A 23743-nucleotide genomic window follows, 5' to 3' on the forward strand; every position below is an offset into this window, starting at 1 on the left:
CAGACGGTCACGGATCAGGTCATCCAGGAAATTCGAACTCGGCAGGACACTAATACCCGGAGGAGCAGATAATCATGGGACCTAAAAGTGTAGTGGGTCTTGCAGGCGCTCTTATCGTTGTCCTGCTGGTACTCTCGAGTGTGTTTATTATTCCGGAGACCCATCGCGGGGTCATGCTGAGGTTTGGTGAGCTGGTTGAGACAGACATCAAAGCCGGTATTCACTTCAAGGTTCCGGTTATTGATCAGGTTCGGGAGTTTGATATCCGCGTTCTGACCATGGATCTGCCTTCGCGGCAGTATCTGACGGTTGAGAAGAAGCCGCTGGATGTCACCTCCTATATCGCCTGGAAAATTCGCGATGTGGATCAGTTCTATCGGGCGACAGGCGGTGATGAGTTTCGTGCCCAGTCACTCTTGTTATCCCGGGTGGACAATGGTCTGCGAGACGAGTTTGGTGTGCGCACCATGCATGAGGTGGTTTCCGGCCAGCGCGATGAGCTGATGAATACCTTGCGTGAACGGGTCAATGAAACGTCCGTCAAGGAATTCGGCATTGATGTAAAAGATATCCGGGTAAAAGCTATCGAATTTCCGGGGCAGGTCAGTGATAACGTTTATCGCCGCATGGCCACTGAGCGTGAAAAGCTTGCTCAGGAATTCCGGTCCCGGGGTCGGGAGCTGGGAGAAGGTATCCGCGCAGATGCTGATCGTCAGAAAACCGTTACTTTGGCAGCTGCATTCGCATCTGCGGAAGAAACCCGCGGTGAAGGTGACGGTGAGGCGGCCAGGATCTACGCAGAGGCATATGGCTCCAACCCGGAGTTCTACAGCTTCTACCGTAGCCTGCAGGCGTACAGAAACACCTTCTCAAGCAAAGACGACATAATGGTTATCGACTCTAACAGTGAATTCCTGAAATTCATGAAGGATTCGAACGGCGGAAGCTAAAACTTCCTCCGTGCGTCTGAAAACCGGAATACCTTGGTATTCCGGTTTTTTTGTGCGCGTCAACAGTGTAAAATCCTTCAGGTTTTGGTTCGGGTTTTTCTGTCCCGAATGTCACCCTAAAATCTGCATGCTTCTTCTTTACCACGAGCAGGAGTGTGCGGGATGGACTACGGAATCTCATGACAGTATCTGATCGCTGGTTACTGCCGGACGGGGTAGAGGATATTTTGCCGCCCCTGGCCGGACAGATAGAATCCCTGCGCCGGGATGTAATGGATACCTGCCAGCGTTGGGGCTACCAACTGGTAATTCCTCCGCTTATCGAATACCTCGAATCCCTTTTTACCGGAACCGGACATGACCTGGAGTTGCAGACCTTCAAGCTGACTGATCAGCTGACGGGACGTATGATGGGTGTCCGTGCCGATATGACGCCTCAGGCTGCGCGCATTGACGCCCACACTCTGGGGCAGGAAGGGATTACCCGCCTCTGTTATGCCGGGCATGTACTGCATACCCGTCCCAAACACATGCTGACCGGGCGCACGCCGATTCAGGCGGGTTGTGAGCTGTTTGGCAGTGCTTCTGAATCTGCGGATATGGAAGTCATCAGCCTGATGCTCGAAGCCCTTCGCGTCGCAGGCCTTCCGAGCGTTCATCTGGACCTTGCGCATGTGTCCATCTACGAAAGTCTCATTGGTGAAGCCGGATTTGACCGGGATACCAGTGCGGCCATCTTTGATGCCATGGTACGCAAGTCTGTACCTGAGCTGGACAGGCTTCTGGGTAACTGCCCGAATGGTTCGGCTGGAGCGCGCCTTCGTGATCTGGCTCGCGTCAGCGGTGGACCGGAAGCGCTGACCGAGGCGCGCCAGATTCTGAGCGGAGCATCTGACAACCTGAGTGCTGCTCTGGATCAGTTGGGTCGGGTTGCTGAGATGCTGGAAAGAGACTTTCCGGAAGTCAGCTTTGGTTTTGATTTCTGCGAACTGCGCGGTTACAACTATCACACCGGTCTGGTGTTTGCGGCTTATGTGCCGGGCCATGGTGATTCGGTTGCAAAGGGTGGCCGTTACGATGCCATTGGCAGTGACTTCGGGCGTGCTCGCCCGGCTACAGGGTTTAGCCTGGATATTCGGGCTCTGGTAACTCTGGGCAAGCGTTCGGTCTGTCGCAGCAAAGCTGTGTGGGCGCCTGCAGACAATGATTCAGCGCTGGAACAGGCTGTCGCTGCACTGCGGATGACGGATATCGTCGTCCGGGCACTACCGGAAGACAACGGAGTGAATCCCTTAACCCGGGGGTGTGACCGGAAGCTGGTAAAACAGGGTGATCATTGGGTCGTTCAGACGCTGAGTTAAACCGACGAGCTGTTTTGAGCGGGCGAAAGTACATTTGCCAAATTTGCAAGACGCACGCCATGCCGTGTGCGCATTGAGAGAGAATCATGGGTAAAAATGTTGTTGTGCTGGGCACCCAGTGGGGTGATGAAGGCAAGGGTAAAATCGTCGATCTTCTGACTGAAAAAGTCGCTGCGGTGGTTCGTTTTCAGGGCGGCCACAACGCGGGTCATACACTGGTTATTGACGGTAAAAAAACGGCTCTGCACCTGATTCCCTCTGGCATTCTCCGGCAGGACGTTCAGTGCCTGATTGGTAACGGCGTGGTTTTGTCGCCGGAGGCACTTTTGAAGGAAGTTCGTGGGCTGGAAGCCTCTGGCGTAGCGGTCCGCGACCGGTTGCGTATCAGCCTGGCATGTCCGATCATCCTGCGCACACACGTGCGTATCGATCAGGCCCGCGAACGCGCTAAGGGAATCGACAAGATCGGCACCACCGGCCGGGGCATTGGGCCGGCTTACGAAGATAAGGTTTCACGCCGTGGTGTTCGTCTTGGTGATCTCCACAGCCCGGCAGACTTCGAGGTGAAGCTGCGGGAAATCATGTCCTATCACAACTTTGTGTTGACCGAGTACTTCAAGGAGGAAGCTGAGGATATCGATGCGGCTCTGGAAGAGTTGATGCAGATGGGTAAGGAAATTCTGCCGATGGCAGCGGATGTTACCGATTTGCTGCACGACTATCGCAAGCGCGGTCAGGACATCATGTTTGAGGGCGCCCAGGGTTCCTTGCTGGACATAGATCTGGGAACCTACCCGTACGTAACCTCTTCCAATACGACCGCTGGCGGCACAGCTACCGGCTCTGGTTTTGGCCCTCTGTACCTGGACTATGTGCTTGGCATCACAAAAGCCTACACCACCCGCGTGGGGTCTGGCCCGTTCCCGACCGAGCTTTTTGATGAAATGGGGCAGCACCTCGCGGTTAAAGGCAACGAAGTGGGTACAACAACCGGTCGCTCACGTCGTTGTGGTTGGTTTGATGCCGTTGCCTTGCGCCATGCTATTCAGATCAACAGTGTATCCGGCATTTGTCTTACCAAGCTGGATGTCCTTGACGGGCTGGAAACGGTTAAAGTCTGCGTAGGTTATAAAACGCCTGATGGCGAAATCACCCGTCCACCGATCGGTTGTGACAGCTACAAGGATATCGAGCCGGTATACGCAGAGTTGCCGGGTTGGAGCGAAAGCACATTCGGGCTGACTGAACTCGACCAGTTGCCGGAGAATGCTAAAGCCTACATTCATTTTCTTGAAAAACAGATTGAAGCGCCGATCGATATTATTTCGACCGGCCCGGACCGTATTGAAACAATTGTCCTGCGCCACCCGTTTGACGGTTAAGCGTTAAGAGGTCGGGAAACCCGCTCTGCCTGAATCGGCACGGCGGGTTTTTTGTGCTCTTTTTTAATATTCAGGGCTTCTCAGCGATGATCGTGGCACGCTTTGGCCCGGGATAACCTTCGATGGTTCGTTCAGGGTTGTCCGGATCCAGAAAGTCCTGAAGCGAATTGAAGCGCATCCAGTCTGTGCTGCGCTGTTCGTCAGTGCTGGTTGCAGAGACATCCACAACGCGGGCGTTGCGGAATCCGGTGCGATCCAGCCACCTTAGCAGCGTATCGCAGCTCGGCAAAAACCATACGTTGCGCATCTGCCCGTAACGGTCTTCGGGCATCAAGCTGTAACCTTCAGGCCCATCTACAATCAGAGTTTCGAGCACCAGTTCACCACCTCTGCGTAAAGTGCCTTTGAGCTCCAGAAGGTGATCGAGCGGTGATCGGCGATGGTATAACACGCCCATGGAGAAAGTGGTGTCAAAGGTTTCGAGCCCTTCTGGCAGATCTTCCATGCGGATGGGCAGCAGGTCGACTGGAGCTTCAGGCAGGTAGCGCTTTACGCTGAGAAACTGGAACATGAACAGCAATCCGGGATCAATGCCAATCACCCGTCCTGCACCTTCGCCCAGCATGCGCCAGCAGTGATACCCGGAGCCACAACCTACGTCCAGAATGCGTCTGCCCTTAAGGTCAGAAAGGTAGGGTGAAACCCGATCCCACTTCCAGTCGGAACGCCATTCGGTATCAATGTGGGTGCCGAAGAAGTCAAAGGGCCCCTTGCGCCAGGGCATAAGGCCACGGAGCCCACTCTCAAGCGCTTCTTGCTGGCTAAAGTTCAGGGTGGTCGCTGAGCCAAGGGTAATCGCAGAGGTATTCAGCTCTGATGTTGTCCCGGAAATATTCGGGAGGCTGTCCAGTGCTGACTGCCAACGAGCAAGATCGCCGTGAGGATTTTCGTCAAAACGGCGGGTCAGCTGGGTTCTGATAATCTCGGCCCAGCTGCTCTGGCCAGTGTCGTCCAGTTCAGCCAGAAGCTGGCCAAAGCAGGTCTTCCAGTCAAAATTCGACATGGTCTGCTCGCTCTCCGTAGGGGTTCAGCCGGCCTTGATAGCCAGCATGGATACGAAGTTGAAGCACTGATACCAGACCAGAACCCGTTCAAAGCCCGCGTCTTTGAGGCGTTGCTTATGTGCTTCAAGCGTCTCGGGAATCAGTACCTGCTCAATGGCGCTGCGTTTCTGGCTGATCTCCAGATCCGAGTAACCGTTGGCACGTTTGAATTCATGATGGAGCTGCGTCTGAATGGTCTGCTCCTCCTCGGAATCGAAGCGGATTTTTTCCGAAAGGATCAGCACGCCGCCGGGTCTGGTGGCCTCGGCAATTTTGCTCAAAAGGCTGCACCGCTGCTCCGGCGGAACAAACTGCAGGGTGAAATTCAAAGTTGTTACGGAGGCGTTCGCAAGTTCCGTATCCTGAATGTTCTCGCAGCGCAGACTCACCGGTAACGAGTGATCGTCAAGCGCTATGTAATGCTCGCAGCGCTCGATCATTGCCTCCGAATTATCAACACCCACCAGAGAGCAGTTATCAAACGAAATGCCGTGACGCATGGCCAGGGTAGAAGCGCCTAAAGAGCAGCCCAGGTCATAACAGTTGGAGTTGGCTTGGGCATACTGCTCGGTGATGACTTCAATCATCGGAATGATCGTGGTGTATCCAGGTACGGAGCGGCGGATCATGTCCGGGAATACGCGGGCAACCGCCGCATCGAACCGGAAGTCCTCCGGTTGCCGCTCGGTGGCAAAAAGCCGGTCTGTCTGTTGCTCCGGTGAGTGGTCGGTCTTACTCATCGCTGGCGGGCTTCTCTTGTTGAACAGGTTCATCAGGCTGTGGCACGACCGCCGGTGCGGTGGCTGTGGGCCGATAGCAGCGTACGCCACGGTTTTTGTAGTCTACAAGGATGCCGCGGAAGGACGGGTCCACATCCGCAGCGATGGCCAGATAGCCGTTTTCACAAGCCGCGTGAAGCTCGGAGGCCTTGGGTGACATGCGGAAGGTCTCGCCCGGCGTTATATGGATCGCCTGAAAGTCGCCTACCGGCACATGATCCTTGTTATCCGAATGCTTGATGCTCCCGCTGGCCTCCAGTACCAGTACGGTACCGATAATCGTGACCAGAGCGGTCACAAACAGGCTGCGGATGGAGTAACGGGCCTCGTTCTGGCTCATGCATACCTCAATTTGAATGTGAGTGAATAATCAGTATTGACCGGGAAGTACAATAGAGGGCGCTTGCAGAGCTGCCAACTGCTCTCTCAGCGACAGCACCTGATCTGACCAGAATCTGGGCTGGGCAAACCAAGGGAAAAAACGCGGAAACGCCGGATCATCCCAACGCTTTGCAAGCCACGCACAATGGCTGATCTGCCTGTAACAGCGCAAAGGCTCAATCAGATGTCTCTCACGGCGATTGTAATCCCGGAACATTTCATAGCCTTCCAGCAACTCACCCAGTTGCGCGCCGCGCTCACTATCCTCTCCGTTCAATAACAGCCACATGTCCTGAATCGCGGGGCCGGAACGGCAGTCGTCCAGATCCACAAAGAGCATCTGCTCATCACGGCACAATATGTTACCGGCGTGGCAGTCTCCGTGCAGTCGCAGAGTTTCAACGGTGCCGGCATCTTCCATGCGGGCGCGGCAATGGGTCAGTAAGTCCGGGATCAGGCTGTCCCAGGCCGGTCGAAGATCCTTCGGGATCCAGTTCCCTTCAAGTAAAAGGTGGTTGCTAGCTTCAATACCATCAAGAGGTGAAAGGGCTACGCGATGTTGAAAAGGCTTCAGGGCGCCAATGTTGTGGATCTGACCGAGCCACTGCCCCAGTCGGTAAAGGGTGTCGGTAACACTTGTATCGGGGGCCTGACCGCCACGTTGGTTAAACACAGCGAAGAAAAAGTCACCATGTTTTCCGAGCGTATCGCCGGATGGCATAACCAGTGGTGCGACGACCGGAATATCCGCTGCGAGTAATTCCCGGGTAAATTCGTGTTCTTCCCGTATTTGCGCTTCTGTCCATCGACCGGGGCGATAGAACTTGGCAATCACGGGAGCACCTTCGTCCAGCCCTACCTGATAAACCCGGTTTTCATAGCTGTTCAGAGCAAACAGCCGGCCACTTACCGCAAAACCGACCTCTTCCATGGCATCCAGAATCGCATCCGGTGTCAGGGCATCGTAGGGGTGGGTAGAGACGTTTGTCATAAAACAAAGCCAGGCTGTTGAATTTGGACCCAAGTATACCTGCTTGGCAGCGCTCTCGTAATGCGGGGTCGGGATGTTTCCGTGGGTTCCTGCCTGCCGGATATTGGGGTACCTTAAACCTCACCGGTTTCCGGCTACCGGAAACTGACCGACGGGCAGGAAAAAGGCAGCAGGGATATCACGTGACAAGCGACTTTCTGGAAGTGGATACCCTTGTGATCGGGGCTGGCGTTGTTGGGCTTGCGGTGGCGCGGACACTTTCCAAATCAGGCAGGGAAGTCATTGTTCTCGAGGCAGCAAGCCGTTTCGGCGAAGGCATTTCTTCACGTAACAGTGAAGTGATCCATGCCGGGATCTATTATCCGCAGAATTCGCTGAAAGCCCGTCTTTGCGTGGAGGGCCGCAGAAAACTTTACGACTACTGTGCAACCCACAAGGTAGGGCACCGTAAGTGCGGCAAGTGGATAATTGCAACCAGTAACGCGCAAAACCGTTTGCTTGAAGGTATTCAGTCGCAAGCTGCAGACAATGGTATTTCTCTGACTTTGGCGGGTGGCGAGGATGTTGCACGGGAGTTGCCGGGAGTCCGGGTTACCGCGGGGCTCTGGTCGCCGGAAACAGGCATTCTGGATACCCATGGTCTTATGCTCGCGCTGCTGGGTGAACTCGAGGATGCGGGTGGCTCGCTGGTGCTGCGTTCTCCGGTGGAATCCGTTGAATCGGCTGCTGACGGTCACCTGCTTCAGGTCGCCGGAGCTACGCCGTGCAGGATCAAAGTCCGGAATCTTGTTAACGCCGCGGGCTTAGGCGCAGTGCCATTGGCCCGGGGTTGGCTGGGGCTGCCCGATGAACAACGGCCATCGCAATGGTTCGCCCGGGGCGTCTACTTCAGCTACAGCGGTCGCCATCCTTTCAATAATCTGATCTATCCGGTGCCAGAGCCAGGTGGGCTCGGTGTTCACCTTACGCTTGATCTTGCCGGGCAGGCGCGATTTGGCCCGGATGTAGAGTGGATCGAGCGAGAAGACTATGCGGTCGATCCGGAGCGGTCACGGGATTTTGCCGCGGGTATAAGGCGGTGGTGGCCTGGCCTCGAGGTTGATCGTCTTCAGCCGGCATACGCTGGCATCCGGCCTAAATTGAAAGACGCAGAAGGCGGGTTTTTTGATTTCAGGGTCGATGGTCCCGAGGAACACGGTGTTCCGGGACTGGTAAACCTTTTCGGGATCGAGTCGCCGGGTCTGACGTCTTGCCTGGCGATCGCTGACCTGGTAAAGAACAAACTGGCATAGCCTGAGCCCGCCTAGCCAGGTGTTCGTGCCAGTGCCCAGACCTGAATCTCCTCTGCTCCAGCTTCCCTCAGAACCGATGCAAGTATCCGCACCGTTGCACCGGTCGTTACCACGTCGTCAACGATGGCCACCCTTTCTGGCACCGCCCCACACACTTTAAAAACGCCACTCAGATTTGCCAGCCTTGCTTCTCTGCTCAGTCCCCGTTGGGCCTGGACTTTGTGTACTCGACGAACGACATCGCTGCCAACCGGAATACTCAACGCCTTGCTCAGGCTTTCTGCGATATCCCGGGCCTGATTGAAACCGCGTTTACGACGGCGTGCGGGGAACATGGGGGAGGGGATCAGGATGTCCGGTTTCGTGCTACAGGATCCCTGAAGAGAGGAATGCAGGTAGTCCGTTAAACCGGCCACCAGTGGCCGTACAAATTTACGTTGGCTGTTATATTTGTAGCGGCTGATCATGCTATCGACAGGGTACTGGTAGCGCCAGGGTATGAGTGAGCGATCGAACGGCGGTGGTGACTGCAGGCAGTCACCACAAATAGCGCTTGTTCCAGGGAACGCGAGCGGGAGGGCGCAACAGTGACAGTGCCATTGGTTAACCGGGAGATCGGCCTCGCAATGGTGGCATAAGCCGTTGATAGAATGAGAGGAAAGGCAGCTTACGCACAGTCCTTTGGTTTTTTCGCTGTCAACCCATATTGATTTTAGGGTTGACAGTCGATTCAGTCCCTTTATCATCTGATTCATCCGTAAACCAAGCGACCGAAAAAGGTTAACAGGACTTCTGCATGACTGCCACATCAATACGCCATGACTGGACGCTTCAGGAAGCTAGGTCACTTTTTGAATTGCCTTTCAATGATCTTTTGTTCCGTGCCCAGTCGGTGCACCGGCAGCATTTTGATCCTAATGAAGTTCAGGTCAGCACCTTGCTTTCGATCAAAACCGGAGCCTGTCCGGAGGATTGCAAATATTGCCCCCAGAGCGGTCATTACAATACCGGCCTGGAAAAGGAAAAGCTGCTGGAGCTGGAGAAAGTAGTTGCGGAAGCCCGTGCCGCAAAGGAAAAAGGCGCCTCGCGTTTCTGTATGGGCGCTGCATGGCGCAGCCCTGCCGAGAAGGATATGCCCTATGTGCTGGATATGATCCGGCAGGTGAAATCTCTGGGGCTTGAGACCTGCATGACACTGGGCATGCTGAAGCCGGAGCAGGCGGACGAGCTGGCGACGGCCGGGCTGGATTATTACAACCACAACCTGGATACCTCCGAGAAGTACTACAGCCACATTATTACCACTCGCACCTATCAGGATCGGCTGGATACGCTTGATAACGTTCGCAACGCAGGCATGAAGGTGTGTTGTGGCGGCATTATGGGTATGGGTGAAGAAGAGGATGACCGGGTTGGTTTGTTGGTTCAGCTCGCAAACCTTCCACATCATCCGGAAAGTGTGCCGGTTAACATGCTGGTGAAGGTTAAGGGGACTCCCATGGAGGATGTGGAAGATCTGGATCCATTTGAGTTTATTCGTGTTCTTGCGGTAGCTCGCATCATGATGCCTGCCTCCCATGTGCGCTTGTCTGCTGGTCGGGAAACGATGAATGAGCAGATGCAGGCGTTGTGTTTTCTGGCGGGCGCCAATTCTATTTTTTATGGAGAGAAGTTGCTGACGACTTCGAATCCCGAGGCGGATGCGGATATGGCTTTGTTCCGTCGCCTCGGTATCCGGCCCGAACAGCGGGAGCAGTGCGCATCTGAGGCTCGGGATGAAGAAGTGATTGTCGACGCTTTGGAGCATGAGGCTACGCGGCATATGTTTTATGACGCTACTCTTGAGTCTGCTTAGCTTAGCCCTGTTGGGCGAAAGCGGCGGGCGGACGGTTCGCTCCGGGATACGCTACGAGCACATCCATGTGCGCTTGTTTCGGGCCGTCCTTGGCCCTCTACAATCCCGGAGCGAACCGTCCGCCCGCCGCCCGTAGCTTTCAGGTGCCCTCCGGAATACCCCAATACCTGCAAACAAAACACTTGTAATTTTTCTGGATGCATATTCGTGCGTAACTTCATCGCAGAACTTGAAAAACGAAAACAGGCGGGGCTTTACCGGACCCGCCGGCAGATTTCTGGTCCTCAGCAACCGGTTTTAACCGCCAACGGTAAGCGGTTACTGTCGTTTTGCAGCAACGATTACCTCGGTTTGGCCAATCATCCTTCGAATGTTGAAGCGCTCAGGAATGCCTTGCCTGAAACGGGGCTGGGCGGCGCGGCCTCGCATCTCATTTGCGGACACCATGATGCGCACCATCTTTTGGAAGAGCGTCTTGCGGCGTTTACCGGGCGCAGTTCGGCGTTGTTTTTCTCCACCGGGTATATGGCCAATCTGGGCGTAATTTCAGCGCTGGTGGGGCAGGGCGATACAGTTTTTTCAGATCAGCTGAACCATGCCTCCATTATTGATGGTTGCCGTCTTAGCCGGGCGAAGGTGCGCCGTTACGCTCATGGCGATGCGACATCACTCGAGGCCATGCTTGCTGATACCCCTGGTCACAAGCTGGTGGTTACAGATGGCGTGTTCAGTATGGATGGTGATGTGGCGCCCCTGCGGGAACTCTCACAGGTTTGCCGGAACCACGGGGCTTTGCTTGTGGTTGATGACGCTCATGGTTTCGGGGTGCTTGGACCGCATGGGCAAGGTAGCGTGGCGGAGCTTGGTTTGTCCGAAGAAGATGTGCCGGTTCTAATAGGAACATTAGGTAAGGCCGCAGGCACCAGCGGCGCGTTTGCCGCGGGGCCGGCGGTGCTGATGGACTACCTGGTGCAGAAGGCCCGAACCTACATTTACACCACAGCGATGCCCCCGGCGTTGGCGATGGCAACGTGTAACAGTCTTGATCTGATCGAGCGTGGTGATGAGCGACGAACTCACCTGCAGGAACTGGTTGAGCGTTTTCGGCGTGAGGCCAGTGTTCTTGGTTACGAGCTCATGCCCTCGCGAACGCCCGTTCAGCCGATTATGATCGGGGGTAACCGCGAGGCCCTGGCGCTGAGCCAGGCTCTCGAAGACTTTGGATTGCTAGTGACCGCTATCCGCCCGCCAACGGTACCCGAAGGCGAGGCACGGTTGCGGGTTACGCTCAGTGCGGCTCATTCACACGACGACCTGGATTGTCTGTTGCAGGCTTTGTCGGATTGTCGCAATTTAATGAATTCCCGATAGCAGTCTGACTCTATGGCTAAAAAAACGTTTTTTGTGACAGGCACAGATACGGAAGTTGGTAAGACAATGGTGTCCGGGGCAATTCTGGAAGCCGCCAAAGCCGCCGGCAAGCGCACGCTGGGCATGAAACCCATCGCCTCCGGTTGCGAGGTTACAACTGAAGGACTGCGTAATGAAGATGCGTTGATTCTGCAGCAGGCCGCCACTGAATCTCTTGCCTACGATCTTGTAAACCCCGTCGCACTGGCGCCGGCCATCGCACCTCATGTTGCAGCCGCGCAAGCCGGACGTGCCATTTCGGCCGATCGCCTGGTGGGGTTCTGCCGTGGTATGCAAATGCGCCCGGCGGATCTTTTGTTAATTGAAGGCGCGGGCGGTTGGCGAGTTCCCTTGAATGACCGGGAAACCTACTCGGCTGTGCCCAGGGCACTTGGTGTGCCGGTGATTCTAGTGGTTGCTCTCAGGCTCGGATGCATTAATCAGGCGCTGCTGACTGCGGAGGCTATTCGCAATGATGGGTTATTGCTTGCCGGGTGGGTGGCTAACCACGCGGAACCTGCGGCAATGAGCTGTGAGCAGGAAACACTGGATTATCTCATGGAGCATATCCGGGCTCCCTGTCTTGGTGTTCTGCCCTGGATTGAGGGTGCGGGACCGGCAACTCTGCGTGGCTATCTTGACATTGATGCACTGTTTGAAAATTGAACAATAATATGGCCTAATGGTGTCAATTAATGGTCACGGGAAGCGGTAGTCATGATCAATAATACGCTCTCAATCGGCATTCAAGGCATCCAGGACGGCATGTACGGCATGGAAAATGCCGCACGCAAAATCGCCCGCGCCGGAACTGACGGCCCTCAGGGTAGTGCTGAAGGCGCAAACAGCCTTATTGAACCGATCGTCGATCTCAAACTCTATGAGCGCAGCGTTGAGGCGTCAGCTCAGGTGGTGAAAGCCGCTGATGAGACGCTCGGCACGCTTTTAGACGTTATGGTCTGAGTTCAGGTTCCTTGAACTCTCTTGCGTCGCTCCCTCCCGTATCGACATACAGCGCCTTATCCCCTGCTGTCCGTGAGTCGCGCAACACCGGCAATGTGAATGGCGAACCGCCTTCTGAAACTGGTAATCGGGCGGTTCGAGCTGCAGATGAGAGTGAAGCTGCGGCACCAAACCGCAAGTCCGGTGAAGCGGAAGCCTCTGACAAAGAGGTTGGTGGGCTGGATGAGGCGGAACTGAAAGAACTCTCCGAGCTCAAGGCACGAGATCGTGAAGTGCGCGCCCATGAAGCGGCGCACCAGGCGGTCGGCGGCCAATACGCTGGCAGCATGTCGTTTACTTATCAGCGTGGCGCGGATGGCGCGCAATACGCGGTAGGTGGAGAAGTGTCTATCGATGTTTCTGCTGTTAACGGCGACCCTCAGGCAACCATCGAAAAAATGCGTGTGGTTCGCGCCGCTGCAATGGCGCCTGCGGAACCCTCCGGTCAGGATCGTGCGGTGGCAGCACAGGCGATGCAGACCATGCTGCAGGCTCAGTCCGAACTTGCCTCAGAGCAGGGTTCCTCCGACTCTGAGAAAAAAGTCTCAGCCCGCGTTGATGAAAATGACTCTTCTGATGCTCGTGAAAGCTCCAATTCCCCGGAAAGCTCTGCTGAGCGACCGTCCATGGCCGGTCAGCAAGCCCGGAATACCTATCAGGATATCGCTGGTTTCGTGCCAGGCCCAACCTCCGAAAAAGACGGGTTTCTACCCATTTCAGTCTGATCTGATCGCCAGTTAGTCTTTCGGCGGGCAGGCATCTTCTGTTTCCATTCTATAAATAGCCCGCAGCGGGTCAGCTCACGGCCAGGCGCCACTGGTGGCCTTATGCGTGCATTTGAAAGGCGCCGCGGGAATGTGCATCGGTGACCAATCTCTACACAATTTATTCACCCGGCTATTGACAATTCCGTGCCTCTAAACGTATGTTTCAAACAAGTGTTTAATTAATGCTGCAGCCACCCTGCTGCAGTGTCTGAGCAAACCCAAGGCCACAAGCTGTTATTTCTTTTTCAGCCAAGACCGAAAACCGAGGTGGTTTACATGCCTGATTACAAAGCGCCCCTGCGTGATATCAAATTCGTAATGAACGAGCTGCTCGACAGCGAGACCCACTACGCCAGTCTGGAAGGCGCGGAAGACGCAACTCCGGATATGGTTGATGCCATTATTCAGGAAGGTGCAAAGTTTGCTGAGCAGGTACTGTCCCCGCTGAACACGGTTGGTGACAGAGAAGGCTGCACCTGGAGTGAAGACGGTGTAAAAACACCGACAGGATTCAAACAAGCATACAACCAGTATGTCGAAGGCGGTTGGCCGTCGTTGGCTGCAGACCCCAATTATGGTGGTCAGGGCCTGCCAAGCTCGCTCGGAATTGTTATGAGCGAAATGAACGGCACATCGAACTGGTCCTGGGGTATGTACCCGGGCCTCAGCCATGGCGCGATTAACACGCTTGAGGCACACGGCACAGAAGAACAGAAGCAGACTTACCTTACCAAAATGATCAGCGGTGAGTGGACTGGAACCATGTGCCTGACTGAAGCCCACTGTGGCTCGGATCTCGGCACTCTGCGTACCAAGGCAGAGCCCAACGCAGACGGTTCCTACAGCATCACCGGTACCAAGATTTTCATCTCTGCCGGTGAACATGACCTGACCGACAACATCGTTCACATCGTTCTGGCACGTTTGCCGGGCGCACCCGAGGGTACCAAGGGCATCTCCCTGTTCATCGTACCCAAGTGTGTGCCTGCGGCAGACGGCTCTGTTGGCGAGCGTAACGCGGTATCCTGTGGTTCCATTGAACACAAGATGGGTATCCACGGTAACGCGACCTGTGTGATGAACTTCGACGGCGCCAAAGGCTGGCTGATCGGGCCAGAAAACAAGGGCCTGAACTGCATGTTCACCTTCATGAACGTTGCCCGTATTGGCACCGCGATTCAGGGTCTTGGTGCGGCAGAGCTTGGTTTCCAGGGGTCACTGGCCTATGCCAAAGATCGTTTGGCCATGCGCTCGCTGAGTGGAGCCAAGAATCCGGAAGGTATTGCAGATCCGATCATCGTTCACCCTGATGTTCGCCGTATGCTGCTGACCCAGAAAGCCGTGGCAGAGGGTGCTCGCGCACTGATTTATCTGACTGCCCAAAAAGCGGATCTTGTTGAACGTGGCAAGTCCGAAGAAGAGCGCAAAGAAGCTGATGAACTTCTGGGCTTCCTGACACCGATTGCCAAAGCATTCCTGACAGAGATCGGTTACGAGGCAGCCAACCTGGGTATGCAGGTATTTGGTGGCCACGGATTCATCTCCGAGTGGGGCATGGAGCAAAACGTACGTGATGCCCGCATTGGCATGATCTACGAAGGCACCACCGGTATCCAGGCGCTGGATCTTCTGGGCCGCAAGGTACTGATGACCCAGGGCGAGTCCTTGAAAGGCTTTACCAAGCGGGTTCACACCTTCTGCAAAGAGAACGCCGATAACGAGCAGATGAAGCCGTTTATCGAGCCTCTGGCAGCTCTCAATAAGGAGTGGGGCGACCTGACCATGAAAGTGGGCATGACCGCTATGAAGAACCGCGAAGAAGTTGGTGCCGCCTCTGTGGATTACCTGATGTACTCCGGTTATGCGGTGTTTGCTTACCTGTGGGCCCGTATGGCCAAGATCGCGCAGGACAAGCTGGCTGAAGGCACCAGTGAAGAACTGTTCTACAACGCCAAGTTGCAGACTGCACGCTTCTACTTTACCCGCATGCTGCCGCGTACCAAGACCCACGCTGTAACCATGCTGGCGGGTGCGGACACCCTGCTGGATATGCCGGAAGAAGCTTTCGCACTCTGATTCCGGAGGGCATTGCTGATTAACCGGTAGAAAAAGCCCGCGCTCTCAGGAGCCGGGCTTTTTTCATGAGTTACGGCCGGGTTTGAGTTAGAATGTTCACCTATAAAATATAACAATCCCGGACACACGGCCCGAGCAGGTGAGCTGGCTTCGCACCGCTGCCATCTGCACAGACAGACTGTTATGAAATTGGAGAGTTTTGATGGCTGATTATCAGGCACCATTGCGTGACATGCGTTTTATCCTGAACGAAGTTTTTGATGCTCCGGCACTCTGGGCCTCACTGCCCAAAGTCGCTGAGAACGTGGACCCCGAGACGGCAGATGCGATTCTTGAAGAAGCCGGCAAAATTACGAGCGGCGTGCTGGCACCTCTGAATCGCGAAGCGGACGAGCAGGGCTGCAAATGGAACGAAGGCGAAGTAACTGCGCCGGAAGGTTTCAAAGAAGCATACCAGACGATTGTAGAAGGCGGCTGGAACGGTTTGGGTGGCAATACCGAGTTTGGTGGCATGGGCATGCCCAAAACGCTGGTTGCTCAATTTGAAGAAATGATGCAGGGCGCCAACATGGCTTTTGGTCTTGCGCCGATGCTGACGGCTGGAGCCTGTCTTGCTTTGGATGCTCACGGCAGCCAGGAGCTGAAAGAGAAGTACCTCCCGAACATGTACTCAGGCGTCTGGTCCGGGGCCATGGATCTGACCGAGCCTCATGCCGGCACCGATCTGGGTATTATCCGCACCAAAGCTGAACCGAATGACGACGGCTCGTTCAATGTGACCGGCACCAAGATTTTTATCACTTGGGGCGAGCACGACATGGCGGAAAACATTATCCATCTGGTCCTGGCCAAGTTGCCTGGTGCGCCAAAAGGCCCCAAGGGTATTTCCATGCTGCTCGTTCCCAAATTCATGGTCAACGACGATGGTTCGCTGGGTGAACGTAACAGCCTCAGTTGCGGCTCCATCGAGAAGAAGATGGGCATCAAAGGCTCCGCAACCTGCGTAATGAACTTCGACGGAGCCAAAGGCTGGCTCGTGGGTGAGGAAAATAAAGGCTTGAATGCCATGTTCACTATGATGAACTATGAGCGTTTAGGTGTGGGTATCCAGGGTATAGGTGCAGCAGAAGCTTCACTGCAGAGCGCTCGTGATTACGCTATGGAGCGTATTCAGAGCCGTGCCCCTACCGGAGCGCAGCAGCCTGAAAAAGCGGCAGATCCTATTCTTGTGCATCCGGATGTCCGTCGCATGCTGCTGACCATGAAGGGCTACGTTGAAGGCGGCCGTGCCTTCTCGACTTATGTGGCGCAGTGGTTGGATATATCCAAATATGCGGATGCCACTGAGGAAGATCGCCGTACCCACGCAGAAGGTATGGTTGCGCTGCTGACACCGGTTGCAAAGGCATTTCTGACAGACCGCGGTCTGGATGCCTGCATCATGGGCCAGCAAGTGTTGGGTGGCCATGGGTTTATCCGTGAGTGGGGCCAGGAGCAGTTGGTTCGTGACTGTCGCATCACCCAGATCTACGAAGGCACCAACGGCATTCAGGCGCTGGATCTCATGGGACGCAAGGTAGTTGGAAGCCAGGGTAAGCTGTATGAGCTGTTTGCTGAGGATATGGCGGGCTTTATCGAGGAAAACAGCGGCGAGGAGAGCTTGCGTCCTTATCTGGAGCCGCTTGCAGCAGCACTCGAGCGTCTGTCGGACGTCACCGAGCACGTTATCAAGCAGGCGTCTGAAAACCCCGATGCCGTTGGCGCGGCTTCAGTGGACTACCTTGATCTGTTCGGGCTGACCGCATTGGGTTACATGTGGGCACGCATTGTGAAGGCGGCGGCACCGAAAGCCGGTGACGATACCTCCGGCTTCTACAGTGGCAAGCTGAAAACTGCACGCTTCTATTACGATCGTCTGTTGCCGAAAACGGTTTCGCTTGCAGAGGGTATTCGTAGTGGCAGTGAATCCATGATGGCTTTAACTGCTGAGGAATTCTGATTCCTCCCGTGAAATGAGAAAAAGCAGGCCTTCGGGCCTGCTTTTTTGCTTTTGCAGCAGTGCTGCGCCCGAATCAATCAGGCTCAGTATTAAAGGCGTTCTATGCGTGTCGGGTCGGTGATATAGGGGTTGTCATTGCCCTGAATTTCCGCAACTTTTTTGTGGCGGGATAGTTCCCTGTCGTCAGGAGGGTCTGCACGGTTCCAGTTCTGGAAGACCTGGGCGGACCCAAGCCAGGGCAGGCTATAAGTGTTAACCATATAGCTCATGCTACGGGCAACATCACCTTTGACCCTGGTGGGCGGTTCAAAGAAGTGGCTGCTTTCCCGGATGCCGCAGTCGTCTTGTTTGACAGTCTCTCCAAGATCTTCGTAGCGGGCATTGCGCCTCCGGAGCTCTGTGCGGCTTCGCACCGGAATCATGTTGTGAAGATCAGATGCTATCTGGCGATAACGGTTGTCCTTCTCGCACTGGCGTGAAGTGCCACATGAGAGCGCGTTGCGTACATCTGCGAGCGGGTAGATGTAGCCTTCCGTCAGTGTGAAGCCTTTTCGGGAAAATGGTGCATCGCAAAAAAATGACTGGCCACCGTCCGCATACAGGTTGCCCCAGAACTGATCTTTGATAACGGTTGCGGGGTCACTGAAGCGGATGTTCTGGCCGATAACAAACGTTGCGGTCAGCATAAAAGCGAAGGCGGTGGGGATGATCAACAACTTTTTCATATGCCATTTTTACCTCTCAGCGTCTGCAAGCGCCTTGGCGGAAGAGGCCTTATTGGTCCTTGTACGGTGTGACCTGGCTCTCCCGTCAAAAACAATGACGCTCGATTCACTTCTAGAGGGACTATGACATAAGGACCCCTGTGCTGGGGCCCTTCATGGTAAAGATTTGTAGCGTTCTGTTAACGGTTTAACATTTTACTTCATTTTATTGCGAATATTCTCATATCCCGTCTTCAGATCTTCTCCCAGTTTCTTGGCTGTCTGGCGTGCTTCCTGGGATACTTCGTTTGCATCATCCATTACCTGATCAAAACGGCTTCTGAATTTGTCCCATTCCTGATCGAGTTCATCGAACTCGTCTTTTACGTCCTGACGAGCAAGATGGAGCTGTACGCGAGCTTCGTCACGATACTGTTTGATTTTATCCGAGAGAGTTTTGAGTTCTTCTTGAAGACCCATGCCAGGCTCCTTTTCGAGTTAGTGATAGCCTAACCATGCGCTTGATAATGAAAAGCTGTCAAGTGACAGACCGGCAAGAAAGGTCCTATATCGGATGTATTTGACCCATGTCAGGATCTGGCTGCCAGGAGTGCAGACATATCTCTCAGGTAATGCCATGGGGAGAGCTCGTCAAAGCCTTTTGCAGCGCGATCAACCTGGCTGCAAAGTTTTACGGCTTCGTGCAGTTGTATCGGGTTCAGGCGCCGGGCTGCCTGCTCCAGTGCTCGCGCTCGCTGTGGTTGAAAAACGCCACGCTTCTTGAAAAATGCCGATGGGTTTTCTGTTCTGTTTTCGCCAGACTTCAGCTCCAGTAACAGATTGAGATCACGGCTCAATACCGCGAGAAGGCCGAGAGGGTTTTCACCTTCCTGCTGCAATACGCCAATCATTTTCCCGGCATGGGGCGCGCGCCCACTGATCAGCTCGGTAACAAGTTCAAAGCCGTTGAAGCGTGAACTGTCCTGAACAGCCTGTTCAACCGTTTCCTCGTCAATGGTGTTGCCATTGGTAAGAAGCGATAACCGGTCAAGCTCCTGGCTGGCAGCAAGCAGATTGCCCTCTAGTCTTTCCGCCAGCAACGCCAAAGCTCCCCGAGTCAGGCTTAGCCCCCGGTTTCCTGCTCTTTGCTGAAGCCAGCCCTGAAACTTGTCAGCATCCACCGGCCATACCGGCACGTGAACACCTTTGGATTGAAGTTCCTTGTACCATTTTCGCCGGGTTTCCGCTGCGTCCAGGCGAGTACTGATCAGAAGGACAATGATATCTTCGGGCGGCTGGGCAAGAACCCGCTCAAGAACCGCGCGACCGTCTCCCAGCTTTCCTGTGGGCAGACGTATTTCGATTCGACGGCGTTCAGCAAACAGGGACATGGCATTAAATTCGTCGGCAACCATATTCCAGTCAAGCTGCTGGTCGGCATGAAAGGTCAGACGGTCCTCGAAGCCGGCTTCTCTTGCGGCACCCCGGATCTGGTCACAGCACTCCTGCACCAGCAGAGGCTCATCTCCGGAAACCAGGTAGACCGGCGCGAGGCCTTTATGCAGCAGCTGTGACAGTTGGCCCGGGTTGGTCTTCATGGTTTCGCGGGTTGGGCGTTGGCCGGGGTGGTGGCCTTATTGTGGCTGTCCCGGATCTCCTGCAGCCGTTCCCGGGTGATGGGCACCAGGCGGAAGATAATCTGTTGCGCCAGACGGTCGCTCAGTTGCTGTTGCAGATTTTCTTCCTCGCGCTGTTTAGCGAGCACGTTGGTATCATCATACCTGTAACTTTCAGTGGTTGTGAGGCGAGTGCTGGCGATGATCGGAATGCCGTCGGCACTGATCACTTCAAGGTTAACCGAGTGTCTGAGCGTATATTCGGCGGCCGCAGCCTGAACGGTAATTGCAGAGGCCCGGCGATCCTGTTCAAAACCGCGGATCCGGAGGTGATACTTTGCCTCTTCTTCCGTAGCCAGCCAAATCCCGCCAAGCTCAAGCTGATTTTGAACCGACAGGCAAAGGGATGTGGGTACCGGAGCCTGGCAATCGAGATTAAGAGGCTCAAGGGCTGAGGAAACCGGTGATGCACCCCGTAACTGAAAACCACAGGCTCCCAGGCTGACTGCCATAACGCTGACGGCAATCAGTCGGGCTGCGTTTACGCGCAAGGTGCAGGGCCTCATATCAGTTGGCCACCACGTTAACCAGTTTACCGGGCACAACGATGACTTTGCGAACCGTCACTCCTTCGATAAAGCGCAAAACATTTTCATTTTTCAGTGCCAGCGCTTCGAGGTCGGATTTGCTGATGTCCGCCGGAACGTCTGCCTTGGCGCGCACTTTGCCGTTAACCTGCAGCACTACCTGAATCTCGCTGCGAACCATGGCGGATTCATCAGCTACCGGCCAGGGCGCATCAACAACGGGACCCTGTTGGCCAAGAGCCTCCCAGAGCGTGTGGCAGATGTGCGGCACAATCGGTGCCAGCATAACGACAGCTGCTTCCAGTGCCTCCTGGCGGGCTGCTCTCGTTTGTGGCTCGTCGCCATTCAGGCGGCTGACATCGTTCAACAGCTCCATCACCGCAGCAATCGCGGTATTGAAGGTCAGGCGACGGCTGATATCGTCGCTGACCTTGGTGATGGTTTCGTGGGTTTTGCGTCGCAGATCTTTTTGGGCGTCATTCAGAGAGCCTGCATCCAGAGCTGGTGCGACTCCGCCTGCCACCTGCTCGTTCACCAGGCGCCAAAGACGCTTCAGGAAGCGGTGAGCGCCCTCTACGGCGCTGTCTGACCACTCAAGAGACTGCTCGGGCGGTGCAGCAAACATCATGAACAGGCGTACAGTGTCGGCGCCATGAGCATCAATGATTGATTGTGGATCTATGCCATTGTTCTTTGATTTGGACATCTTGGTAACGCCGCCGGCGATAACAGGTTGCCCGTCCTCTCTGTGTACCGCGCCAGTCGCGTGGCCTTTGTCGTCCCGCTCGACAATGACGTCCGCCGGAGCAATCCAGACCTTGCCGCCCTTTTCGTCATCACGGTAGTAGGTGTCCGCGAGCACCATTCCCTGAGTCAGCAACTGCTTGAAAGGCTCTGAGCTGGTGACCAGGCCAACGTCACGCAACAGCTTATGGAAGAACCGCGCGTAAAGCAGGTGGAGAATTGCGTGCTCAATGCCGCCGATGTACTGATCTACCGGCAACCAATAGTTTGCGGCTGCAGGGTCAAGCATGCCCTTGTCGTAATTCGGGCTGCAAAAACGAGCGTAGTACCAGGACGACTCCATAAAGGTGTCGAAGGTGTCGGTTTCCAGCGTTGCAGGCTGGCCGTTGAAAGACGTTTTTGCCCATTCAGGATCCGCCTTGATGGGAGACAGTACACCATCCATCGCGGCGTCTTCCGGCAAGCGAACCGGTAGCTGATCATCCGGTACCGGGCGCTGGGTGCCGTCTTCCATTGTCATCATCGGGATGGGTGCGCCCCAATAGCGCTGGCGCGATACGCCCCAGTCACGAAGGCGGTAATTGACGGTACGCTTGCCAATGCCAGTCTTTTCCAGATGGGTTGCAATGGCGTCAAAGGCCTCTTCGCTGGTCAGGCCGCTATATTTGCCGGAAGAAACCAGTACGCCCTTGCCAGTGAACGCCTGCTCCTGCACGTCGATTTCACGGCCGTCAGTGGCAGCGATCACCTGCTTGATGGGCAAGCGGTATTTGAGCGCAAATTCGTGGTCACGCTCATCATGGCCCGGCACGGCCATCAGCGCGCCGGTTCCGTAATCAGTGAGCACAAAATTGGCGACCCAGACCGGAATTTCTTCCTGTGTCAGCGGGTTGATAGCCTTGAATCCGGTATCAACGCCTTTCTTTTCCATGGTGGCCATTTCAGCTTCAGCCATTTTGCTGTTACGGCACTCATCTACAAATGCTGCAACGTCCGAATGACGCTCGGCGGCAGCTTTAGCCAGCGGATGCTCAGCAGCCACAGCCATATAACTCACGCCCATCAGGGTGTCGGGGCGAGTGGTATAAACTGTGAGGCCGTCTTCGCTGTCCTTCAGAGGGAAGGTCAGTTCCGTACCTACAGATTTACCAATCCAGTTGCGCTGCATGGTCTTGACCTGCTCCGGCCAGCCGTCCAGATCGTCCATGTCGTTCAGCAGTTCTTCGGCATAATCGGTAATGCGAATAAACCACTGGGGAATCTTTTTCTGCTCAACGAGAGCACCGGAGCGCCAGCCGCGGCCGTCTACAACCTGCTCATTGGCAAGAACAGTCTGGTCGACAGGGTCCCAGTTCACGGTGGACATTTTCTTGTAAACCAGGCCTTTTTCATAAAGGCGCGCGAAGAACCACTGTTCCCAACGGTAGTATTCCGGTTTACAGGTAGCCAGTTCGCGACTCCAGTCGTACCCGAAGCCCAGCTGTTTGAGCTGGTTTTTCATGTATTCGATATTGGCGTAAGTCCACTTGGCTGGTGCCGTCTTGTTGGCAATGGCGGCATTTTCAGCGGGCAGGCCAAACGCATCCCAGCCCATGGGCTGCATAACGTTCTTGCCCTGCATGCGCTGATAGCGGGAGATGACATCTCCGATGGTGTAGTTTCTTACGTGCCCCATGTGCAGCTTGCCGCTGGGGTAGGGGAACATGGACAGGCAGTAGTATTTCGGTTTGTCCGGATCTTCCCTGACTTCAAAGGTTTTGTTTTCTTCCCAGAAGGTGCGCGCATTGAGTTCAACGTCACGGGGATTGTAGTGCTCGTCCATACCTGCCATTACTTAAGTTACCCTGTATCAAAATGATGTGCGGAGCGGCCGGACATTCTAGCGCACACAAGGCGTAACAGGTAGTCTGCCAAAATGTGAATACTGTGCCATGATGTTTAATATGGTGAAGGTTGCCAGCCGGCGGGTCTCCCCGGAACACGCCGTGAATACGTCCATGTAGGCTTGACTGCAGCATCCATGCTGCAGACAGTTCCGGGGAGACCCGCCGGCTGTCGCCCCGTAAATTATGAGGAGTCCTCAATGACAAAACCAGAACGCAGCCACCTCTCAGGCCAAGCGCTAGCAGCCTATGACCGCATGCTTGAGCAAGTTCAGAATCGTTTGCGCACAGTGCAGGAAACCACGCTGGAAACCCTGGAAGAAGAAGTTGATAAGGCGATAGAGGTGGAGCAGGAACTGGAGGAAATGACCAGGGACGAGCTCAGCCTGCTTGGAACCTACCTCCAAAGGGATCTGGAGCATCTCATTCATTTTGTTGATGAAACGGGTGAAGGCCTTGCTGAATGGCTTCAACTCGACATATCACTGCTCGAAAACAGTCTCACTGAGCGCTTGCTGTCGGTTGCCGATCAGACCAGGGTGGATACCCTGACGCTCCGGCAAAAACTTGAAACCCACGGCGCCGGGCAGTACATCGCCGGAGAGGTCGCGACGGCCGGTATGTTCCAGTGCCTGAACTGTGAGCACATGCTATGCCTCACCTCTACCAGCCATCTGGAGCCTTGCGAGGCTTGTGGTTCGAAGTATTACAAGCGTGTGACCAGCCGTTGGCCAAGAAAAGAAAGCTGATCTCAGGTTTTGAAGAAGGGCAGGCCCCGCCTGAAGTTTGAGCAGTCGGGGCAGTAACGGCTTTCAAAACCGTGCGGAGCCATGGATGGCGGAGCCGAGCGTACAGGGAGGT

General features: G+C 55.1%; 22 protein-coding genes. 12 read left to right on the forward strand and 10 right to left on the reverse strand.

Annotated elements, in window-relative coordinates; all coding sequences use genetic code 11:
* Positions 1 to 74 precede the first annotated feature (74 nt).
* The 3 genes from hflC (at position 75) to ACN0RL_RS02765 (ending at position 3693) form a co-directional block, all read left to right on the forward strand.
* Positions 75 to 950 carry a protease modulator HflC gene (gene hflC, locus ACN0RL_RS02755; protein ID WP_417513467.1) on the forward strand — a complete coding sequence of 292 codons (876 nt, stop codon included), beginning with the start codon at positions 75 to 77 and terminating at the stop codon, positions 948 to 950.
* A 179-nt stretch (positions 951 to 1129) separates the two neighbouring features.
* On the forward strand, positions 1130 to 2311 hold the full coding sequence (locus tag ACN0RL_RS02760) for an ATP phosphoribosyltransferase regulatory subunit (protein WP_417513469.1): 1182 nt from the start codon (positions 1130 to 1132) through the stop codon (positions 2309 to 2311).
* An 86-nt stretch (positions 2312 to 2397) separates the two neighbouring features.
* Complete coding sequence (locus tag ACN0RL_RS02765; protein ID WP_417513471.1) at positions 2398 to 3693, forward strand: adenylosuccinate synthase; 1296 nt, start codon at positions 2398 to 2400, stop codon at positions 3691 to 3693.
* 70 nt (positions 3694 to 3763) lie between these two features.
* Here the strand turns inward: ACN0RL_RS02765 and cmoB are convergent, their stop codons facing one another.
* From cmoB to ACN0RL_RS02785, 4 genes are read right to left on the reverse strand one after another with little or no spacing between them, the layout of a single operon-like run.
* Positions 3764 to 4756 carry a tRNA 5-methoxyuridine(34)/uridine 5-oxyacetic acid(34) synthase CmoB gene (cmoB, locus tag ACN0RL_RS02770; RefSeq protein WP_417513473.1) on the reverse strand — a complete coding sequence of 331 codons (993 nt, stop codon included), beginning with the start codon at positions 4754 to 4756 and terminating at the stop codon, positions 3764 to 3766.
* A 24-nt stretch (positions 4757 to 4780) separates the two neighbouring features.
* Positions 4781 to 5536 carry a carboxy-S-adenosyl-L-methionine synthase CmoA gene (gene cmoA, locus ACN0RL_RS02775; protein ID WP_417513475.1) on the reverse strand — a complete coding sequence of 252 codons (756 nt, stop codon included), beginning with the start codon at positions 5534 to 5536 and terminating at the stop codon, positions 4781 to 4783.
* Positions 5529 to 5915 carry a kinase gene (locus ACN0RL_RS02780; RefSeq protein WP_417513477.1) on the reverse strand — a complete coding sequence of 129 codons (387 nt, stop codon included), beginning with the start codon at positions 5913 to 5915 and terminating at the stop codon, positions 5529 to 5531. The genes cmoA and ACN0RL_RS02780 overlap by 8 nt, the downstream gene beginning before the upstream one ends.
* Before the next feature lie 30 nt (positions 5916 to 5945).
* On the reverse strand, positions 5946 to 6947 hold the full coding sequence (locus ACN0RL_RS02785; protein WP_417513479.1) for a serine/threonine protein kinase: 1002 nt from the start codon (positions 6945 to 6947) through the stop codon (positions 5946 to 5948).
* 182 nt (positions 6948 to 7129) lie between these two features.
* Here ACN0RL_RS02785 and ACN0RL_RS02790 point away from each other — a divergent pair, with 182 nt between their 5' ends.
* Positions 7130 to 8239, forward strand: coding sequence for an NAD(P)/FAD-dependent oxidoreductase (locus ACN0RL_RS02790; RefSeq protein WP_417513481.1), 1110 nt, complete (start codon positions 7130 to 7132; stop codon positions 8237 to 8239).
* 11 nt (positions 8240 to 8250) lie between these two features.
* Here ACN0RL_RS02790 and ACN0RL_RS02795 read toward each other — a convergent pair whose 3' ends face one another.
* Positions 8251 to 8574 carry a ComF family protein gene (locus ACN0RL_RS02795; RefSeq protein ID WP_417513483.1) on the reverse strand — a complete coding sequence of 108 codons (324 nt, stop codon included), beginning with the start codon at positions 8572 to 8574 and terminating at the stop codon, positions 8251 to 8253.
* Positions 8575 to 9035: 461 nt separating this feature from the next.
* Between ACN0RL_RS02795 and bioB the strand changes: the two genes are divergently transcribed.
* From bioB to ACN0RL_RS02830, 7 genes are all read left to right on the forward strand, one after another.
* A complete protein-coding gene (bioB, locus tag ACN0RL_RS02800) occupies positions 9036 to 10094 on the forward strand; it encodes a biotin synthase BioB (protein ID WP_417513485.1) in 1059 nt (352 codons plus the stop codon).
* Positions 10095 to 10301: 207 nt separating this feature from the next.
* The gene (bioF, locus tag ACN0RL_RS02805; protein ID WP_417513487.1) at positions 10302 to 11465 is read left to right on the forward strand and encodes an 8-amino-7-oxononanoate synthase; all 1164 of its coding nucleotides are present in this window, start codon (positions 10302 to 10304) and stop codon (positions 11463 to 11465) included.
* A gap of 12 nt (positions 11466 to 11477) precedes the next feature.
* On the forward strand, positions 11478 to 12170 hold the full coding sequence (gene bioD, locus ACN0RL_RS02810; protein WP_417513489.1) for a dethiobiotin synthase: 693 nt from the start codon (positions 11478 to 11480) through the stop codon (positions 12168 to 12170).
* Between the two features lie 51 nt (positions 12171 to 12221).
* Positions 12222 to 12467 (forward strand): flagellar basal body rod C-terminal domain-containing protein, encoded by a 246-nt coding sequence (locus ACN0RL_RS02815; protein ID WP_417513491.1) that lies wholly within the window; start codon positions 12222 to 12224, stop codon positions 12465 to 12467.
* An 11-nt stretch (positions 12468 to 12478) separates the two neighbouring features.
* Positions 12479 to 13231 carry a putative metalloprotease CJM1_0395 family protein gene (locus tag ACN0RL_RS02820; RefSeq protein ID WP_417513493.1) on the forward strand — a complete coding sequence of 251 codons (753 nt, stop codon included), beginning with the start codon at positions 12479 to 12481 and terminating at the stop codon, positions 13229 to 13231.
* A gap of 318 nt (positions 13232 to 13549) precedes the next feature.
* Positions 13550 to 15349, forward strand: coding sequence for an acyl-CoA dehydrogenase C-terminal domain-containing protein (locus ACN0RL_RS02825; protein WP_417513495.1), 1800 nt, complete (start codon positions 13550 to 13552; stop codon positions 15347 to 15349).
* A gap of 202 nt (positions 15350 to 15551) precedes the next feature.
* The gene (locus ACN0RL_RS02830; RefSeq protein WP_417513497.1) at positions 15552 to 17348 is read left to right on the forward strand and encodes an acyl-CoA dehydrogenase C-terminal domain-containing protein; all 1797 of its coding nucleotides are present in this window, start codon (positions 15552 to 15554) and stop codon (positions 17346 to 17348) included.
* Between the two features lie 89 nt (positions 17349 to 17437).
* Here ACN0RL_RS02830 and ACN0RL_RS02835 read toward each other — a convergent pair whose 3' ends face one another.
* The 5 genes from ACN0RL_RS02835 to leuS all read right to left on the reverse strand — a co-directional run bounded on the left by ACN0RL_RS02835 (position 17438) and on the right by leuS (position 22821).
* Complete coding sequence (locus ACN0RL_RS02835; RefSeq protein ID WP_417513499.1) at positions 17438 to 18073, reverse strand: endonuclease; 636 nt, start codon at positions 18071 to 18073, stop codon at positions 17438 to 17440.
* 195 nt (positions 18074 to 18268) lie between these two features.
* Positions 18269 to 18532 carry a hypothetical protein gene (locus ACN0RL_RS02840; protein ID WP_417513501.1) on the reverse strand — a complete coding sequence of 88 codons (264 nt, stop codon included), beginning with the start codon at positions 18530 to 18532 and terminating at the stop codon, positions 18269 to 18271.
* Between the two features lie 110 nt (positions 18533 to 18642).
* A complete protein-coding gene (gene holA / locus ACN0RL_RS02845) occupies positions 18643 to 19650 on the reverse strand; it encodes a DNA polymerase III subunit delta (RefSeq protein ID WP_417513503.1) in 1008 nt (335 codons plus the stop codon).
* Positions 19647 to 20234 (reverse strand): LPS assembly lipoprotein LptE, encoded by a 588-nt coding sequence (gene lptE / locus ACN0RL_RS02850; RefSeq protein WP_417513505.1) that lies wholly within the window; start codon positions 20232 to 20234, stop codon positions 19647 to 19649. The genes holA and lptE overlap by 4 nt, the downstream gene beginning before the upstream one ends.
* 1 nt (position 20235) lies before the next feature.
* Complete coding sequence (gene leuS / locus ACN0RL_RS02855; RefSeq protein WP_417513928.1) at positions 20236 to 22821, reverse strand: leucine--tRNA ligase; 2586 nt, start codon at positions 22819 to 22821, stop codon at positions 20236 to 20238.
* 261 nt (positions 22822 to 23082) lie between these two features.
* On the opposite strand from leuS, the gene ACN0RL_RS02860 reads away from it, so the two are divergent.
* Positions 23083 to 23631 (forward strand): zinc ribbon-containing protein, encoded by a 549-nt coding sequence (locus ACN0RL_RS02860; RefSeq protein WP_417513507.1) that lies wholly within the window; start codon positions 23083 to 23085, stop codon positions 23629 to 23631.
* Positions 23632 to 23743 lie beyond the last annotated feature (112 nt).

Origin of the sequence: Marinobacter sp. (assembly GCF_048259445.1) — a bacterium.
Lineage (GTDB): Bacteria > Pseudomonadota > Gammaproteobacteria > Pseudomonadales > Oleiphilaceae > Marinobacter.

What these genes read in the sequence shown, in the direction of transcription:
- ACN0RL_RS02760 (WP_417513469.1), top strand. Translation starts at nt 1,130, where the DNA reads ATGACAGTATCTGATCGCTGGTTACTGCCGGACGGGGTAGAGGATATT.
- ACN0RL_RS02830 (WP_417513497.1), top strand. Translation starts at nt 15,552, where the DNA reads ATGGCTGATTATCAGGCACCATTGCGTGACATGCGTTTTATCCTGAAC.
- ACN0RL_RS02840 (WP_417513501.1), bottom strand. Translation starts at nt 18,532, where the DNA reads ATGGGTCTTCAAGAAGAACTCAAAACTCTCTCGGATAAAATCAAACAG.
- hflC (WP_417513467.1), top strand. Translation starts at nt 75, where the DNA reads ATGGGACCTAAAAGTGTAGTGGGTCTTGCAGGCGCTCTTATCGTTGTC.
- cmoB (WP_417513473.1), bottom strand. Translation starts at nt 4,756, where the DNA reads ATGTCGAATTTTGACTGGAAGACCTGCTTTGGCCAGCTTCTGGCTGAA.
- cmoA (WP_417513475.1), bottom strand. Translation starts at nt 5,536, where the DNA reads ATGAGTAAGACCGACCACTCACCGGAGCAACAGACAGACCGGCTTTTT.
- ACN0RL_RS02785 (WP_417513479.1), bottom strand. Translation starts at nt 6,947, where the DNA reads ATGACAAACGTCTCTACCCACCCCTACGATGCCCTGACACCGGATGCG.
- bioB (WP_417513485.1), top strand. Translation starts at nt 9,036, where the DNA reads ATGACTGCCACATCAATACGCCATGACTGGACGCTTCAGGAAGCTAGG.
- lptE (WP_417513505.1), bottom strand. Translation starts at nt 20,234, where the DNA reads ATGAGGCCCTGCACCTTGCGCGTAAACGCAGCCCGACTGATTGCCGTC.
- ACN0RL_RS02780 (WP_417513477.1), bottom strand. Translation starts at nt 5,915, where the DNA reads ATGAGCCAGAACGAGGCCCGTTACTCCATCCGCAGCCTGTTTGTGACC.
- holA (WP_417513503.1), bottom strand. Translation starts at nt 19,650, where the DNA reads ATGAAGACCAACCCGGGCCAACTGTCACAGCTGCTGCATAAAGGCCTC.
- ACN0RL_RS02835 (WP_417513499.1), bottom strand. Translation starts at nt 18,073, where the DNA reads ATGAAAAAGTTGTTGATCATCCCCACCGCCTTCGCTTTTATGCTGACC.
- leuS (WP_417513928.1), bottom strand. Translation starts at nt 22,821, where the DNA reads ATGGACGAGCACTACAATCCCCGTGACGTTGAACTCAATGCGCGCACC.
- bioD (WP_417513489.1), top strand. Translation starts at nt 11,478, where the DNA reads ATGGCTAAAAAAACGTTTTTTGTGACAGGCACAGATACGGAAGTTGGT.
- ACN0RL_RS02860 (WP_417513507.1), top strand. Translation starts at nt 23,083, where the DNA reads ATGACAAAACCAGAACGCAGCCACCTCTCAGGCCAAGCGCTAGCAGCC.
- ACN0RL_RS02825 (WP_417513495.1), top strand. Translation starts at nt 13,550, where the DNA reads ATGCCTGATTACAAAGCGCCCCTGCGTGATATCAAATTCGTAATGAAC.
- ACN0RL_RS02795 (WP_417513483.1), bottom strand. Translation starts at nt 8,574, where the DNA reads ATGTTCCCCGCACGCCGTCGTAAACGCGGTTTCAATCAGGCCCGGGAT.
- ACN0RL_RS02815 (WP_417513491.1), top strand. Translation starts at nt 12,222, where the DNA reads ATGATCAATAATACGCTCTCAATCGGCATTCAAGGCATCCAGGACGGC.
- ACN0RL_RS02765 (WP_417513471.1), top strand. Translation starts at nt 2,398, where the DNA reads ATGGGTAAAAATGTTGTTGTGCTGGGCACCCAGTGGGGTGATGAAGGC.